The organism is Amycolatopsis heterodermiae (assembly GCF_034929455.1).
GTDB classification, from domain to species: Bacteria; Actinomycetota; Actinomycetes; order Mycobacteriales; family Pseudonocardiaceae; genus Amycolatopsis; species Amycolatopsis heterodermiae.
The window spans coordinates 1,135,689-1,151,202 of sequence record NZ_JAYFSI010000001.1 but is presented as its reverse complement, the minus strand read 5'-3'; the positions used below and the strand labels follow the sequence as shown (position 1 = coordinate 1,151,202).

Here is a 15,514-nt window from a genome sequence, read left to right as displayed (position 1 = left end):
GCGCAGGGACCCGACCGTGATGCTCCAGCTGAACCGATTCCGTCCGGGAGGACGGCGTTCGGGCACCCCCGTCGAAGACGATCTTTTCACCCGTACGGGTACCGTCTCGCGCTGGGCTCCGACCGACCGGCCGTTGCGCCGGTATGCCAGGAGCGTGCGTACGAGTGGCTGAAGAGAACGTGATGCGCCCTGGCGGGCGATGGACCGATCAGGGCTTTACGAGCACAAACGATGATGGTGGTGCGGCGGTGCCGAACGAAGACGCCGCGGGGGTGGGAGGGACCCCTGCGCAGTCGCCCGGAGGAGATCCGGGGAAGAAGTCCGGGTTTTTCTCCGGCATGCGTGACTGGCGGCTGCGGTCCAAGCTGGCCGCGGTCCTGATCATCCCGACCCTGACCGCGTCGGTGCTGGGGGCACTGCGCGTGGTCGACGACGCCCAGCAGGCGGCGGAGTTCCAGCGCACCGCCGACCAGGTCGCGTTCGCGGTCAAGGTCACCACGGTGGTGCACGAGCTGCAGAACGAGCGCGCGCTGGCCGTGGCCCGGATCGCCTCGGGCAACGCGTTGCTGCAGACCGGCCTGGACTCCGAGATCGCCAAGGTCGACCGCGAGGTCGCCGATCTGAAGAGCTCCGCGTCCGGTCTCAAGAACGACGACCAGGCGACGACCGACCGCTACGCCCGCGGTATCCAGCGCCTCGACGCGCTGCGCCCGCTGCGCGCGGCCTACGGCGCGCAGAACGGCCTGCCGGACATCACCGTCATGACCGCCTACTCCGGCATCATCGACGCGCTGATCGAACTCGGCCGCGAGGTGACGACCGCGGTCACCGACCGGGACGTGCTCCGCCTCGGCACGAGCACGCAGGCGATCAGCGAGGCCAAGGAGTTCACCGTCCGCTCGGACGCCGACCTGCAGATCGCGGCGTACCGCACGACCTTCCCCGGTGACCTCCTCGACCAGACGCGTGCGTCGGCCTCCAGTGCGGACGCCTCGGTCATCTCGTTCCTGGCGAACGCCGACGACGACCAGCGGCAGCTCTACAACGACACCTACTCCGGCCCGGAGGTCGACGACCGGCGGCGGATCCAGACCAACGCCTTCGCCTTCGCCCAGCAGGGTGACGCGCCGAGCATCGACCCGTCGGTGCTCAGCAAGGACAGCACGGTCTCGGCGGACAAGCTGCACGCCGTCGAGTCGAACCTGCTGGCCCAGCTGAAGACCCGCGCGGACGACCTGGCCACCTCGGCCGTCAACTCCGCCTGGATCGGCGGTGCCATCGTGCTCGCCGCGCTGGCCGCCGCGATCGCGCTGATGCTCATCGTCGCCCGCTTGATGCTGCGCCCGCTGCGGGTGCTGCGGAAGAGCGCGCTGGACATCGCGTACACCCGGCTGCCCGAAACCGTGCAGGGGATCCTCGACGACCCGGACCCGGTCGGCGCCTCGAAACGGGCCGTCCAGCCGGTGCCGGTCACCTCTCGCGACGAGATCGGCGAGGTGGCGCGCTCGTTCGACATCGTCCACGAGCAAGCCGTCAAGATGGCCGCCGAGCAGGCCCTCCTGCGCGAGAACGTCAACGGCATCTTCGTGAACCTCTCGCGCCGGTCGCAGCGGCTGGTGGAACGCCAGCTCGGCGTCATCGACCGGCTCGAGGCCGACGAGCAGGACCCGGACCACTTGGCCAGCCTGTTCGAGCTCGACCACCTGGCCACCCGGCTGCGGCGCAACGGTGAGTCCCTGCTGGTGCTCTCCGGCGCCGGCCTGGCCAAGTCCGTGCCCAAGCCGGTGCCGGCCGCCGACGTCATCGGCGCCGCGGTGTCCGAGATCGAGCAGTACGCCCGGATCGAGGTCGGCATCGTGCCCGACGTCGCGGTCCAGGGCCTCGCGATCCACGACCTCGTGCACGTCCTCGCCGAGCTGCTCGACAACGCGACCTACTTCTCCGAGCCGGAGACGAAGGTCATCGTGCGGGCGGTCGTCACCCGCCGCAAGGCGCTGGCCATCCAGGTCACCGACCACGGTGTCGGGATGAGCGACGAGCGGCTGGCCGAGGTCAACTCGCGGCTCGCCGAGCCGCCGGACCTGGACGTGTCGGTGACCCGGCGAATGGGTCTGTACGTGGTCTCGCGGCTGGCCAAGCGCCACGGCATCGAGGTCCGGCTGCGCGAGAACGAGGACATCGAGGGTGGCGTCATCGCCCGCGTCGTCGTCCCGGCGGAGCTGCTCACCCACCTCCGCCCGGGCCAGCGGCAGCAGACCCAGACGCCGCCGCCGGTGAACCGGTCCGAGACGTCGATGTCGCTGCCGAGCATCCCGGTCCCGTCGATGCCCGACTTCGAGCAGACGCAGACCTACGCGAAGACCCCGCCACCCCCGCCCCCGCCGCAGGCCCCGCCCTCGCACCCCCCGGTGCCGAGCCAGGGCGGCCTGGTCCCGCTGGACCAGCCGATCAGCCTCGACGACCTGGTCAGCGGGGGCCGCGCGGCCGGACCGTTCCTGTCCCCGGAGCTCCCGAAGCCGGAGACGCCCGCCTGGCCGACCGCCGAGGACCTGGCCCCGCTGACGCCGTCGGCGAACGGCGACGGGGCGAGCCACAGCTCGGACACGCAGTTCCAGCCGCTGGTGCTGCCCAAGCGCGAGCCGAAGTACGTGCCGCCGGAGGAGCCGCCCCAGGCGCCGCCCCCGGTCCCGGACGTCGGCCCGTCGGCGCTCGAGGACGATGTACCCACCCGGCGGCTGCCGATCTACCAGTCGGTGCTGTCACGCTGGTTCAGTGAGGGCGACGAGGCGGGTACGGCCGATCCGGTGCCGTCGCAGGGCGACGCCGGCGACGACCCGATGCTGCCGCCGCTCGCCGGCCACGTCGACGAGCCCCGGTACGAGCAGCCCCAGCGGGAGCCCGTCCGGCAGCGGGAGCCCGTCCGCGAACGGGAGCCCGTCCGGGAACGCGAACGGGAGCCGGAGCCCGTTCCGGAACCCGAACGGGTGGACGAGCTGCTGCCGACCGCGGCGACGCGGCACCCGCTGCTCCCGCCCGACGACGGCTGGCACAGCGCCTCCGACGAAGGCTGGAACGCGGCCCAGTCGCTGCTCGAGGCCAAGGACGAGGAGATCACCCCGGCCGGGCTGCCCAAGCGCGTCCCGAACGCCTACCTGGTGCCGGGGTCGATCAACAGTCCTTCGTCCGACGGACCGGCGCAGAACAACTTCGCGGACAACACCGGCGGCCGACCCGGAACGGGTGTGATCACCCGCTCGGCGTCCACGGCGCGGAGCAGGATGGCAAGCTTCCAGCGTGGGTACACGTCCGGGCGGCACGCGTTGAAGGAACGCACCGACGACGGGCTGGAAGGCAGTGGCGTTCCGATGAATGGCAACACCACAGACAGCAGTGAGGAGTGAAAGTGACACGGGCGGGTGCAATGCAGCCGGGTGGCTCCGCGCAGCCGGGTGGCTCCGCGCAGGCCAAGGCGGGTAATTCCGGCAGCTTCGCTTGGCTGATCACGGATTTCGTGCACCGGGTGCCCGGCGCGGCCCACGCGGTCGTGGTGTCGGCGGACGGTCTGCTCTTGGCGGCCTCTCGGGGCCTCCCCAAGGACCGGGCGGACCAGCTGGCGGCCGTCGCGTCGGGGCTCACCAGCCTCGCGCGGGGCGCGGCCAAGGTGTTCGAAGGTGGCACGGTCGCGCAGACCGTGGTCGAGATGGCCAACGGCTTCCTCTTCCTCATGTCGGTTTCCGACGGCTCTTGTCTCGCGGTGCTCGGGTCGCCCGAAAGCGACATCGGCTTGGTCGTCTACGAGATGACCCTGCTGGTGGAGCGGGTCGGCCAGCAGCTGACACCGGAGATGCGCGCGCAACTGCAGGGCGCAGCGGTCCGCCGCTGAGGACCGGGGAACCGAGGAGAGAGCCGTGGATGACGGGCGCTTGAGGGGCGATGGCCGGCTCGGTGACGACTTCTCCGGCGGGTGGTCCGAGCAGCCGGGACCGGACGACGGCCGGGAGGACTGGCAGTCCTTCCGGGAACGAGTCGACCGCGAGTGGCGGACGCGCCGGGTGCAGGCCTCCGACAGCGACCCCGTCCGGGAGCCGCCGAACTGGCTGACCGACAGCAACGCGGGGCAGGAGCCGATCCGGCCCATCCAGCCCGGCAGCAACGAGTACCGCGACCGGTTGCTCGGCGGTCCGGGTGCGGAGCTGTTCGGCGGGTCGAGCGGGCCGCTGTACGACGCGGCGGACTTCGCCGCGTACAGCAACGGCCGCGATCGCGACTACTCGTCGGGACCGGACTCCGGGGAGCTGGCCGCGGCGCTGCCGCGGCAGGCCCACCAGGAGTACGTCGACGAGCCGCCGGCGACCGAGATGGAGACGTCGGGCCTGGTCCGGCCGTACTTCCGGACCCGGGGCCGGACGAAGGCGACCCTCGATCTCGCGATCGAGGCGCTGATCTCGACCAGCGAACAGGGCCGGATGCTCGACCGGGTCCGGGTACCCGAGCACCGGTCGATCTGCGACCTGTGCCTCGACACCCGGTCGGTGGCCGAGGTGGCGGCGCTGCTGCGGCTGCCGCTCGGCGTGGTGCGGGTGTTGATTGGTGACGTGGCGGGGCTCGGGCTGGTGCTGGTGCACTCCAGCAACCAGAACGTGGGCGACCGGCCGAGTATCGAGTTCATGGAAAGGGTGCTCAGTGGGCTTCGGAGAATTTGACTCCGACGCGAACGCGCCGCAGGTGACGGGTCCGACCTCGTCGGCCAAGATCGTGGTCGCCGGCGGGTTCGGTTCGGGGAAGACAACGTTGGTCGGGGCGATCTCCGAGATCGACCCGCTGACCACCGAGGCCATGATGACCGAGGCCAGCGTCGGACACGACGACACCTCGGCCACGCCCAACAAGACCACCACCACCGTGGCGATGGACTTCGGGCGTATTTCACTGGACTCGGACCTGGTGCTGTACGTGTTCGGCACACCGGGCCAGCACCGGTTCTGGTTCATGTGGGACGACCTCGCGGTCGGCGCCATCGGCGCGGTCGTGCTGGTGGACACGCGGCGGCTCGCCGACGCGTTCCCCTCGATCGACTTCTTCGAGAACCGGAAGCTGCCCTACGTCGTGGCGATCAACTGCTTCGACCGGCTGCTGCACCACCAGATCGAGGACGTCCGGCACGCGCTGACCATCGCGCCGTCGGTCCCGATCATGGCGTGTGACGCGCGCGAGCGCGACTCCGCCAAGCAGGTGCTCATCTCGGTCGTCCAGCACGCGATCGCGCACGATTCGGCGTTGCGCGCGGGATAGCCCGATGACGCCCCGAACCGGATGCGGCCGTTGGAGTGAACTCCGCGTGCTTCACCCACTTCGGGGAGTGCGGCGGCCGTCCGGAGCAGTGCCGGGCGCCGCCGGTTCGGTACCGTCGAGGACAGGGCCGCCCAGCCGGGCTACTGGAAACCCGGCTGACCAGCGCGGACGTCCCGTCGCCTCGGGTCGTGCCCGCGGTCGCGGAGCGTCCTGCGCACGTGTGGACCCGTCCGGGTCGATGCGGTGCGCAGTCGTGCGCACACGTAGGGTGCGCAGCGGTCATCCGGTGGTCGACTCGACACCACCGGCGGTGCGAATACGCTTTACGGAGGCGTCGTCGACCGGCCGTGCCGGCCACTCCGGGGTGCGGCGCGCGGCGCCGCACGAGCAAGGAGGGGCAGTAGTGACGGCATCCGGCCAGGGCACATTCGGCTGGCTCATCACGGACTTCGTGCGCCGGGTACCCGGCGCTGCCCACGGCGTCCTGGTGTCCGCCGACGGTCTGCTGCTGGCGCCGTCCGAAGGCCTTCCCCAGGAGCGCGCCGAGCAGCTGTCCGCGGTGGCCTCCGGACTGATCAGCCTGACGCACGGAGCCGCACGCTGTTTCGAAGCGGGCGGGGTCAACCAGACCGTGGTGGAGATGGAGCGCGGGTACTTGTTCCTGATGTCCGTTTCGGACGGGTCGTCACTGGCGATCCTGGCCGCGCCGACGTGCGACATCGGCACGGTCGCCTACGAGATGACGCTGCTCGTCGAGCGGGTCGGCCAGCAGATCACCCCCGAGCTGCGCGCGCAGCTGCAGGGCGGCGTGCGTGGGTAGGACACGATGAGGATTTCGGGATTCGACGATCCGGACTCCACCGGCTGGGACGCACTGCACCGCGGCACCGAACGCGAGGGTTTCGACTCACCGAGCAAGTTCGACATGTCGACGTTGTCGACCATCATGCCGCGACGCCGTCCGGCCCAGACCTCGCAACCCTCACAGCCGCAGCCGGATCCGCAGGGTTACACCGACGAGGACACCCGCGAGTGGGGTTCCTCGGCGTCCTCGGTCGAGGACGACGCCTACGACGACGGTTACGACCCCGACCAGCCGGAATGGCAGGACGAGGAGCCGTACGAGCCGGAGCCGCCGCCGGTGGAGACCTGGACGCCACCGCGTGGCGCCGGCCGTTCCCCGGCCCCGCGCCCGCCCGCGCCGCGCCCGCCGGCCCCGCGTCCGCCCGTCGCCCGGCCGCCCCGTGCCCAGGCGGCGCCCCCGCCTGCGTGGGCCCCGCCGGTCGACCCGCGGACGGGCTGGACACCCCCGCCGGACCCGGAGACCCGCTGGATCCCGCAGGCGGCCGAGCCGTACGGCTACGAAGAACCGGCCTGGAACGAGCCGGCCGTACGCGCGGCGAGCCCGGTGCGGGTCGGCTCCGCGGGTTCGCGGGTGCGCCCGTACACCCGCACGGGCGGCCGCACCCGGTCCGACCACAACCTCGCGCTGGAGGCGCTGGTCTCGACGTCCGACGACGGCCGTCGTTACCGCGGCGTCCGGTCGGTCGAGCACCGCCGGATCTGCGACCTCTGCCTGGACACGCGGTCGATCGCCGAGATCGCCGCGCACCTGCGGCTACCGCTGGGCGTGGTGAAGGTGCTGGTCGGCGACATGGCCGACATCGGCCTGGTCCTGGTCCACCACACGGAACTGATCCTGGGCGACCGCTCATCGCGCGACTTCATGGAACGCGTCCTGGCCGGCCTGCGAGCCCTCTGAGAACGCACTTTCCTAGCGAAAGCTCGGCCTCGGGTGGGCTCGAAGCGGAGCTTTCGCTAGGAAAGATGCGTCCCGGCCGGTGGGCGCTGGTCCTCGACCAGCGCGGCCGACGGTCGCCGATGATGGCTCCGGCCTGGGATCTCCCGCGCGATCGGTTGCGCCATCAAGACCGACCGGTTGCGCATCTGGCCGCCGAGCTGGGATCGCCCGCGCGACGAGTCCGCTCGCATCGCCGACGAGCGCTGGTTTCGACCGGTGCGCCGGCGGTCGTCCGATACCGCCGTCGCGGCGAAGCCGACCCGCGCTAGTCCTCGACCAGTGCGGCCGACGTGATGCGGTGCAAGGAGTAGCGCTCGTTGTTCTCACCCTCGAGAATCCCGCCGCCGACGCGGATCGGGCGGACCACGCGCTGGCTGGCGGTGCCTCGGGAGTCGACGAAGCCGATCCAGACCTCGCGGCGTTCCAGCGTGGCCCGGGACAGCAGCTCGAGCGTCGCCGACGTGTCCGCGCCGCCACCTCGGTGGGCCTGGACCGTCGAACCGCGGCGGCGGGCCGTGGCCGCGTCGCCCGCGCGCAGGTTGGAGACGATCCGCTCGGCCTGGTCGTCGGTCAGCACCGCCTGCTCGCCCGGGTTGCGGCGGGCCGCGCGGGCCTTCGCCGGCAGCCTGCGGCCGCCCGGGCGGATGTCGACGACGCGGCCGTCCGGGCCCTCCGCGGCCGGGGCGAACCCGGCCCCGCGCAGCCCGGCCAGCACCTCGTGCAGCGGGTCCGGGCTGATCACGACGGTCGGCGCGATCAGCCGCAGGTCGTGCTCCGCCGCGATCGGGTGGGCCAGCACCTCGGCCAGCAGCGCCTCGTCGTCGCACCGCAGGAACGACGCCGCGACCCCGCCGCGCAGCCGCCCGTGCCGCCGCGCGACGTCGTCGATCAGGTAGCTGAGCCCCTGTGGCACCGGCGTCGCCGACTTGGCCTTGAACAGCGCGTGCAGCTCGTCCGCCGTCCGTCCGGTGTCGAGTGCGCGCCGCACCGAGCCCTCGGTGATCCGGTAGACCGTCGCGTGGCCGGCCGATTCGATGTCGGCGACCGCGTCCATCTCGGTGGCCAGCTCCGGCTCCAGCGGACCCGGCGCGACCACCGTCAGGTCGGCCTGCAGCAGCACCTTGTCCACGGGCGCGGGCAGCGCGTCCAGGATCGCTTCGACGGCGGCCGGGCGGTCGTCGGCCAGCAGCGCTCGCGTCGCCGTCGTGACGCCGCCGAGCCCGACCAGGCCGAGCGCGCTCGCCTCGGCCATGGTCCAGCGCACCGTGTCGTCCCGCAGCCGCCCGCCGCGCCGCGGGGCGCGCCAGGCCAGCACGGCGACCAGCTCGTCGGCGCTCTTCACCCCGGCGCCCTCGGGCAGGTCGGCCAGCGCGGTCAGCACGCGCCGCCGCGCGACCGGCGCCAGCGGCCGCCGCAGCTCCTCCGAAAGGGGCGCGACCGGCTTGTCCTTGGCGTCGCGGCCGCCGGCGAGCCCGGGCAGCCGCGGCAGCTCCAGCCACGCCTGCGCGAGCGTCATCCACCGCTGCGCGGTCGGCGACGCGAGCCAGGAGTCGGTCAGCGTCGTCGGCACCCACTCGGGCACGGTCGTCTCGCTGTCCGCGACGAGCCCGGCCCCGACGGCCAGCTCGGCCAGGAGCGTCGCCTGCGTCTCGTCGATCTCGAGGTCCTTGGCCAGCTTCTTCAGCTCGCGCACGCCGAGGCCGCCCGACTTGAGCACCGGCGGCGGCGACGCCGACCACGCGCGCAGCAGGGATTCGGTGTGGCGCAGGAACTCCATCGCCTCGCCGGCCGCGGCTTCGTCCAAAGTGGACGCCCGGTGCGGGTGCACCGGCAGCTCGGGCTCGGTGAGCGTGCCGGGCGCGAACACCCCGCCGCGCACGGCGATCCCGAGCTCGCGCGGCAGCTCGACGGTCTGGTCGTCGCGCCGCAGCAGCAGCCCGCGGGCGAGCAGCTTCTGCACCGGCGTGCCGGCCTTCTCCAGCGCGAGGTCGATCCCGGCGTCGCGGGTGCGGCCGATCGGCGGGCCCGCGGCCAGCGCGTTCAGCACCCCGCGTTCGTCGTCGGGCAGCTCGGCCAGCCGCGCCTCGAGGTCCTCGCCGGCCAGCGCGGGCGACGACGTGCCGAGCCCGGCCGGGAACGGCCCGAGCGCCTCCCGGACCGCGGGCGGCACACGCAGCGCGTCGTCCGGGCCCCAGGCGAGCACGCGGGCGCGGAGCCGGGCCAGCGGCACGGTGATGTCGGCGCCGGCCAGCTTCGCGACGTCCTCGACCGGCACCGGGTCGCGGTCGGCGCCGGCCAGCAGGCACGCCTCGAGGACGGCCAGGGTGAGCGTGTCGAGGTCCTCGCAGGCACGCGCGACGGAACCCGGCGTGCCGGCCCGGGTGGCCAGCACGGTGCTGTCGGAGGGCGGTGGCGTCGACAGGTCGCGACGCGTGCGGAGGAGCTCCGCGAGCACGTCGTCGGACTCCGTACGCAGCCAGTCCGCCAAGGAGGTCGCGGGCATAGAAGGCCAGGGTACCGGGCGGTTGGCCGAGCCTGCCCGGGCTCGGGCAGACTGTCCCCGGAAGAAAGAGCGCGGCTGTGTGGAGGACGTTGTGGCCAAGGGCGAGAAGAAGCACAAGGGTGTCGACCCGACCTGGCCGGGCGAGGCCGGTGAGCACCCCGTGACCGAACTGGCGTCGGACCGCCAGGGCGCGCTGTCGCCGTTCGGGGATCTCACGTTCCCGCTCGACACGGTGCCCTACGTGCACCCCGAGACCGAGATCAACCGCTGACCGCATAGTTACTGGTCAGTACCCGTATCGGCGGCTCGTGAGGGCGGTCACGGGAGTAGGTTCGCTCCCGTCCCAACCGAGTTTTCCCACGCGGGGGTAAGTGCCATGCCGGTTCCCGGTCCCGGATATTCGATCACCGTCCGGGTCGAGGCTCCGGCCTCGACCAGTGCGGCCGGTGACCTCACCACGGCCGTCGGGCGGGTCGGCGGGGTGCTGACCGCGTTCGACGTCGTCGAGTCCCACTCCGACGCGATCGTGGTCGACATCAGCGCGAACGCGCTGTCGGAGAACCACGCGAACGACATCACGCAGACGCTCGACTCGCTGCCCGGCGTCAAGGTCCGCAAGGTCTCCGACCGGACGTTCCTGATCCACCTCGGCGGCAAGATCGAGGTCGCCCCCAAGGTCGCGCTCCGCAACCGTGACGACCTCTCCCGCGCCTACACCCCGGGCGTCGCCCGCGTCTGCCAGGCGATCGCCGCGAACCCCGAGGACGCGCGCCGGCTGACCATCAAGCGCAACACCGTCGCCGTCGTCACCGACGGCTCCGCGGTGCTCGGCCTGGGCAACATCGGCCCGGCCGCCGCGCTGCCGGTGATGGAGGGCAAGGCGGCGCTGTTCAAGAAGTTCGCCGACGTCGACGCCTGGCCGGTCTGCCTGGACACCCAGGACACCGAGGAGATCATCAAGATCGTCAAGGCGATCGCGCCGGTGTACGCCGGGATCAACCTCGAGGACATCGCCGCGCCGCGCTGCTTCGAGATCGAGAAGCGGCTGCGCGAGCAGCTGGACATCCCGGTGTTCCACGACGACCAGCACGGCACCGCGATCGTGGTCGTCGCCGCGCTGCGCAACGCCCTGCGCGTGGTCGGCAAGAACATCGAGGACTGCAAGATCGTGGTCAGCGGCGTCGGCGCGGCCGGCTCGGCGATCATCCGGCTGCTGCTGCGCAAGAACCCGGGTGACATCGTCGCCGCGGACATCGACGGCATCGTCCACTCCGCCCGCGGCAACCTCGACGACAACCTCGCGTGGATCGCCTCGCACACGAACAAGGAGCAGGTCAGCGGCACCCTGCACGAGGCGCTGGCCGGCGCGGACGTCTTCATCGGCGTCTCGGCGCCGAACCTCTTCGGCGCCGAGCAGGTCGCGACCATGAAGGACGACGCGGTCGTCTTCGCGCTGGCCAACCCGGACCCGGAGATCGACCCGCTGGAGGCGCAGCAGCACGCCGCCGTCGTGGCGACCGGCCGCAGCGACTTCCCGAACCAGATCAACAACGTGCTGGCCTTCCCGGGCGTCTTCCGCGGCCTGCTCGACGCGCACGCGAACAACATCGACGACAACATGCTGCTGGCCGCGTCCGACGCGATCGCCGACGTCGTGGACAGCGGCATGCTCAACGCGTCGTTCATCGTGCCGAGCGTGTTCGACAGCGCGGTGGCGCCCGCGGTCGCCGAGGCGGTGCGCAAGGCGGTCCGCGCCGAGCGCTGAGCCCGTCCCGGGGCCTCCGGCCGGGGGCCCCGGAAGTAGCCTCGGCTGGTGAGTGAACTCAGCCACGTCGACGGGACCGGCGCCGCCCGGATGGTCGACGTCTCCGGCAAGACCGCCACCGCGCGCACCGCGCTCGCCGCCGGGACCGTGCGGACCACCGCCGAGGTGCTCCGGCTGCTGGCGAGCGACGGCCTCCCCAAGGGTGACGCGCTGGCCACCGCCCGGATCGCCGGGATCATGGGCGCGAAGCGGGTGCCCGAGCTGATCCCGCTGTGCCACCAGATCGCGCTGTCCGGCGTGAAGGTGGAGTTCGAGCTGGGCGAGGCCGAGGTCGGGATCCGCGCGACCGCCAAGACCACCGACGTCACCGGCGTCGAGATGGAGGCGTTGACCGCGGTGGCCGTGGCCGGGCTGACGCTGCACGACATGATCAAGGCCGTCGATCCGGCGGCGACGCTGGACGAGGTCCGCCTGCTCCGCAAGGACGGCGGCAAGACCGGGACCTGGGAGCGGCCGTGAAGCGCAGTGCGCGGGTGATCGTGGCGTCCAACCGCGCCGCGAAGGGGATCTACGAGGACAAGACCGGCCCGGTGATCGTGGCCTGGCTGGCCGACCGCGGGTACGACGTCCCGGCGCCGGTCGTGGTCGAGGACGGCGACCCGGTCGGGGTGGCGCTGCGGGCCGCGCTGGCCGACGGCGTGGCCGTCGTGCTCACCACCGGCGGCACCGGGATCTCCCCGACCGACCGCACCCCGGACGTCACGCGGGCGGCCCTGGACCACGAGCTGCCGGGCGTCGCGGACGCGATCCGCGCGGCCGGCCTCCCCAAGGTGCCCACAGCGGTCCTCTCGCGCGGTGTGGCCGGTGTTGCGGGGAGGACCCTCATCGTGAACCTTCCGGGCTCCAGCGGCGGCGTGAGGGACGGTTTGGGGGTCCTCGACGGCATCTTGGACCACGCCGTCGACCAGCTGGCCGGTGGCGACCACCCGCGACCGCCCGCGTCGGGCCCCGCGGTCCGCGTCGCGCGGGCCGTGGTGACCGGGGAAACCCTCTCGGTGGAGGAGCACGCCCGCCTGGTCGAGGACGACGCGGCGGGCGCGGTGGTGACGTTCGCCGGGGTCGTCCGCGACCACGACGGCGGCAAGGGCGTCCGCGACCTGACCTACGAGGGCCACCCGAGCGCGAGCCAGGTCATCGCGGACGTCGTGGCGGACCTGTCGGCCCGCTGGACCGGCGTCCGGGCGGTCGCGGTCAGCCACCGCATCGGCGCGCTGACCATCGGTGACGTCGCGCTGGCGGTCGCCGTCGCGGCCGAGCACCGGGGCCAGGCGTTCGCCGCGTGCGCGGAGGTGGTGGACGAGGTCAAGGCCCGTCTCCCGGTCTGGAAGCACCAGCACTTCACCGACGGCACCGACGAGTGGGTCAACTCGCCCTGACGGGTTCGAGGCGGAAGACCGCGACGCGGTCGGCGGCCGCGGCGAACTGCTCCGGGTCGGCCGCCGTCACGATGCCCAGCTTGACGAACATCGGCACGCCGTGGGGCACCTCGCGCGGGAACGCGCGCACGACGTCGCGGCGGAGGTCCGGGTCGGTGACCTCGGTGAGCGTCACGGCCTGCCGTCGCCGTCCGCGGGCGAGCTCGCCCCGGCCCGCGGCGCGGACGTTGCGCGCCCAGTCGGACTGCGGCAGGCCGGCGACGACGTAGCGGTGGCCGTCGACGGTCAGCGGCGAGACCGGCGTGGGGCGCGGGGTGCCCGACCGGCGGCCGGGCACCGTCAGGACGTGGATGGTGCCCAGGGGCAGGCCGGCCCGGGTGAGCAGGCGGATGAGCCGGTTGGCGGGACGCAGCCAGCCAGGGAGGGTCGTCACGGCGGGGAATCCTTTCGACGATCGAAGGAGTTGCCGGTCACGGTAGACTCTTTCGAGTGTCGAAGCAATTGAGGTCCCGGGCCGAGCTGATCACCGAAGCCACCCACGCCGCGGCCGACTTCGGTGCGGCCAACGACCTGGTCGACGAGGCCGCGGCGGCGGCGTTCGGCGTCAACCGGACGGATCTGCGGATCATCGGCCTGGTCGCGAACGCGGGCACGCTGACGGCCGGCGGTCTGGCCACGGCGGCCGGCCTGAGCCCGGCCGCGACGACGACGGCGATCCAGCGGCTGACCCACGCCGGTCACCTGACGAGAAGAACCGACGCCGATGATCGGCGCCGGGCGGTGGTGGAGCTGACCGCGCGTGCGGTGGACCTGCTGGAGGAGGTCTACGGCCCGGTCGAGCGGGCCGGGCGCGAGCTGCTCGAGCGCTACTCGGCGGAGGAGCTCGCGTTCATCGTCGACCTGCTGCGCCGCGGCGAGCGCATGCAGCTCGCGGAGGCGCGCCGGGTCCGGGAGAGATGACACGAACCCTCCACCGCCCGGGGGATTGGCGGTGGAGGGTTCGTGGAGTCACGGCCTGAAGCCGGACCTACGCATCACTGCGCGATCGTCACTTGGTGGCGATCTTCTGCCCGACGAGGATCATGTCCGCGTTCGGGATGTACTTCGCGTTCAGGTCCTGCAGCTTCTGGTAGCCGCCCTGGACGTTGAACTGCTTGGCGATCTTCGACAGCGTGTCGCCCGCCACGACGGTGTAGTTGCCCGACGGGTTCGAGCTGCTCACGCCGGCCGTCTGCGTCGGCGCCGCCTGCTTCGGGGTCGCCTGCTTCGGAGCCTGGGTGCTCTTCTTCGGAGTCACCTTCTTGGGCGTGGTGGTCTTCGCGGTCCGCGGGGCCGTCGACGAACCGCCGCCGCCCTTCTTGCCGCAGACCGGCCAGGCGCCGATGCCCTGGCCCTGCAGAACGCGCTCGGCCACGGCGATCTGCTGCTCGCGGGACGCGCCCTGAGCGCTGCCGGTGCCGCCGTAGGCCTTCCAGGTGCTCTGCGTGAACTGCAGGCCGCCGTAGTAGCCGTTGCCGGTGTTGATGCTCCAGTTGCCGCCGCTCTCACACTGCGCGATGGCGTCCCAGTTCGTCGCCGACGCGGGGGTCGCGGCGATTGCGAGGGGAGCGCCGACCGCGATACCCGCGATGGCGACGCGAGCGACGGTGCGGGTGGCAGCGGACATCTTGCGGTGCTTGCCTCGGTAAGACATCTGAATGCTTCTCAGGCTTCCCTGCGCCTACGAGCCTGTGCTGAGGGTCAGGATCGGGGTCCTGGCGCCGGCTGTCTCAAGCCGGCAGACGGATCCGACGCACGACGCGTCGTCCTCGTCCCCTCGTCCCTGTCCGGAAATGCTTTCGCTCGGGGTATGGGTCCGGGGATCCGTCGGACAGGGCTAGGCGCTACGGATTCCCGGTGTTGCGTTCGACTGGTCGGGGCCAGCCGATTAGCGACGGTACGTAACGAGAGCCGTGATCGGAAATTATTCGAGGCGTGACCTACGTCACAGTAACAGCACGCAACCCTTGCCGATACGGGTGTTAGTGCAGGTCAGAGGGCCGTTATCTGCCCGTTTCCTAGCCGAGACAAAACACGGATCGTGAGGCTTGCATCACGTGTTTTGCGTAGCGAATGGCCCATTCGTGCCCCCTGGATCACCAATGGAGGGCGCATCTTATGGGGCCTTGTGGCGGTTCGCCAGACTTGACATAGACGCCTCATGTACCCCACGAGTCACTCCAGTCCCACCTGTTCGAGCGGTTTGCGACCACGGTCGGAGTCGTCCGCCCGGGCAGCTCCCCCCGGCTCGGACGACGGACTGCGACCAGCCAGGCGAAACGGGTCACCGGACGGGGTGGAGTCGATCTTGCATTAAGCCTCCCGCGAACGCCCGGAACCGCTGACGCAACACGCCGGGGCTTCGAACCCGCGTCGGCGAGCGGTCGCTGCCGTACTTGAGTGGTCGGCTCGGGTACGGGTCGGGCGAACTCGCGGACCGGGACGAGCGGCTCGGGTACTTGGATGACAACTCGCGGATCCAGGGGTCGGCTCGCATACCTGGAGGGTCGGCGCACCTATAGGGGCGCCGACGCCGCCGGAAGGGGCGCAGCCTCCCTTCGGGAGGGTTGCGCTCCCTCCAGGAGGCGGCGCGCGTGGCGGGAGGGTGGCACACCCGCCGAGAGCGGCGCTCGCGTGTATGTGGGGGCAGTCGCGGCCGCCGGGTGGGGCGACTCGGC

Annotated in this window: 14 protein-coding genes; 11 read left to right on the top strand and 3 right to left on the bottom strand. The window is 72.0% G+C overall.

Annotated elements, in window-relative coordinates; translation table 11 throughout:
• Nucleotides 1-182: 182 nt before the first annotated feature.
• The 6 genes from VA596_RS05640 to VA596_RS05615 all read left to right on the top strand — a co-directional run bounded on the left by VA596_RS05640 (nucleotide 183) and on the right by VA596_RS05615 (nucleotide 7,054).
• The gene (locus VA596_RS05640; protein WP_323325669.1) at nucleotides 183-3,401 is read left to right on the top strand and encodes a sensor histidine kinase; all 3,219 of its coding nucleotides are present in this window, start codon (nucleotides 183-185) and stop codon (nucleotides 3,399-3,401) included.
• 20 nt (nucleotides 3,402-3,421) lie between these two features.
• On the top strand, nucleotides 3,422-3,883 hold the full coding sequence (locus tag VA596_RS05635; protein ID WP_323325667.1) for a roadblock/LC7 domain-containing protein: 462 nt from the start codon (nucleotides 3,422-3,424) through the stop codon (nucleotides 3,881-3,883).
• Between the two features lie 25 nt (nucleotides 3,884-3,908).
• Entirely contained in the window at nucleotides 3,909-4,703 is a 795-nt protein-coding gene (locus VA596_RS05630) for a DUF742 domain-containing protein (RefSeq protein ID WP_323324242.1), read from the top strand.
• Nucleotides 4,684-5,292: a GTP-binding protein gene (locus tag VA596_RS05625; RefSeq protein WP_086861435.1), complete on the top strand. Its 609-nt coding sequence runs from the start codon at nucleotides 4,684-4,686 to the stop codon at nucleotides 5,290-5,292. The genes VA596_RS05630 and VA596_RS05625 overlap by 20 nt, the downstream gene beginning before the upstream one ends.
• 403 nt (nucleotides 5,293-5,695) lie before the next feature.
• Nucleotides 5,696-6,112 (top strand): roadblock/LC7 domain-containing protein, encoded by a 417-nt coding sequence (locus VA596_RS05620; protein WP_323324241.1) that lies wholly within the window; start codon nucleotides 5,696-5,698, stop codon nucleotides 6,110-6,112.
• A 6-nt stretch (nucleotides 6,113-6,118) separates the two neighbouring features.
• Entirely contained in the window at nucleotides 6,119-7,054 is a 936-nt protein-coding gene (locus VA596_RS05615; RefSeq protein ID WP_323324240.1) for a DUF742 domain-containing protein, read from the top strand.
• A gap of 304 nt (nucleotides 7,055-7,358) precedes the next feature.
• Here the strand turns inward: VA596_RS05615 and VA596_RS05610 are convergent, their stop codons facing one another.
• On the bottom strand, nucleotides 7,359-9,596 hold the full coding sequence (locus VA596_RS05610; RefSeq protein WP_323324239.1) for a helicase-associated domain-containing protein: 2,238 nt from the start codon (nucleotides 9,594-9,596) through the stop codon (nucleotides 7,359-7,361).
• Nucleotides 9,597-9,687: 91 nt separating this feature from the next.
• On the opposite strand from VA596_RS05610, the gene VA596_RS05605 reads away from it, so the two are divergent.
• The 4 genes from VA596_RS05605 (at nucleotide 9,688) to VA596_RS05590 (ending at nucleotide 12,797) form a co-directional block, all read left to right on the top strand.
• Nucleotides 9,688-9,867, top strand: coding sequence for a hypothetical protein (locus VA596_RS05605; RefSeq protein WP_247058525.1), 180 nt, complete (start codon nucleotides 9,688-9,690; stop codon nucleotides 9,865-9,867).
• Nucleotides 9,868-9,972: 105 nt separating this feature from the next.
• Complete coding sequence (locus VA596_RS05600; protein WP_323324238.1) at nucleotides 9,973-11,361, top strand: NAD-dependent malic enzyme; 1,389 nt, start codon at nucleotides 9,973-9,975, stop codon at nucleotides 11,359-11,361.
• 48 nt (nucleotides 11,362-11,409) lie between these two features.
• Entirely contained in the window at nucleotides 11,410-11,880 is a 471-nt protein-coding gene (gene moaC, locus VA596_RS05595) for a cyclic pyranopterin monophosphate synthase MoaC (RefSeq protein ID WP_323324237.1), read from the top strand.
• A complete protein-coding gene (locus VA596_RS05590; protein ID WP_323324236.1) occupies nucleotides 11,877-12,797 on the top strand; it encodes a molybdenum cofactor biosynthesis protein MoaE in 921 nt (306 codons plus the stop codon). Before moaC ends, VA596_RS05590 begins: the two co-directional genes overlap by 4 nt.
• Here the strand turns inward: VA596_RS05590 and VA596_RS05585 are convergent.
• The gene (locus VA596_RS05585; protein ID WP_323324235.1) at nucleotides 12,784-13,230 is read right to left on the bottom strand and encodes a nitroreductase/quinone reductase family protein; all 447 of its coding nucleotides are present in this window, start codon (nucleotides 13,228-13,230) and stop codon (nucleotides 12,784-12,786) included. The genes VA596_RS05590 and VA596_RS05585 overlap by 14 nt on opposite strands.
• 56 nt (nucleotides 13,231-13,286) lie before the next feature.
• On the opposite strand from VA596_RS05585, the gene VA596_RS05580 reads away from it, so the two are divergent.
• Nucleotides 13,287-13,757, top strand: a complete 471-nt coding sequence (locus tag VA596_RS05580) for a MarR family winged helix-turn-helix transcriptional regulator (protein ID WP_323324234.1) — start codon at nucleotides 13,287-13,289, stop codon at nucleotides 13,755-13,757.
• Between the two features lie 88 nt (nucleotides 13,758-13,845).
• On the opposite strand, the gene VA596_RS05575 is transcribed toward VA596_RS05580, so the two are convergent.
• Complete coding sequence (locus VA596_RS05575; protein ID WP_323324233.1) at nucleotides 13,846-14,490, bottom strand: transglycosylase family protein; 645 nt, start codon at nucleotides 14,488-14,490, stop codon at nucleotides 13,846-13,848.
• Between the last annotated feature and the right edge of the window lie 1,024 nt (nucleotides 14,491-15,514).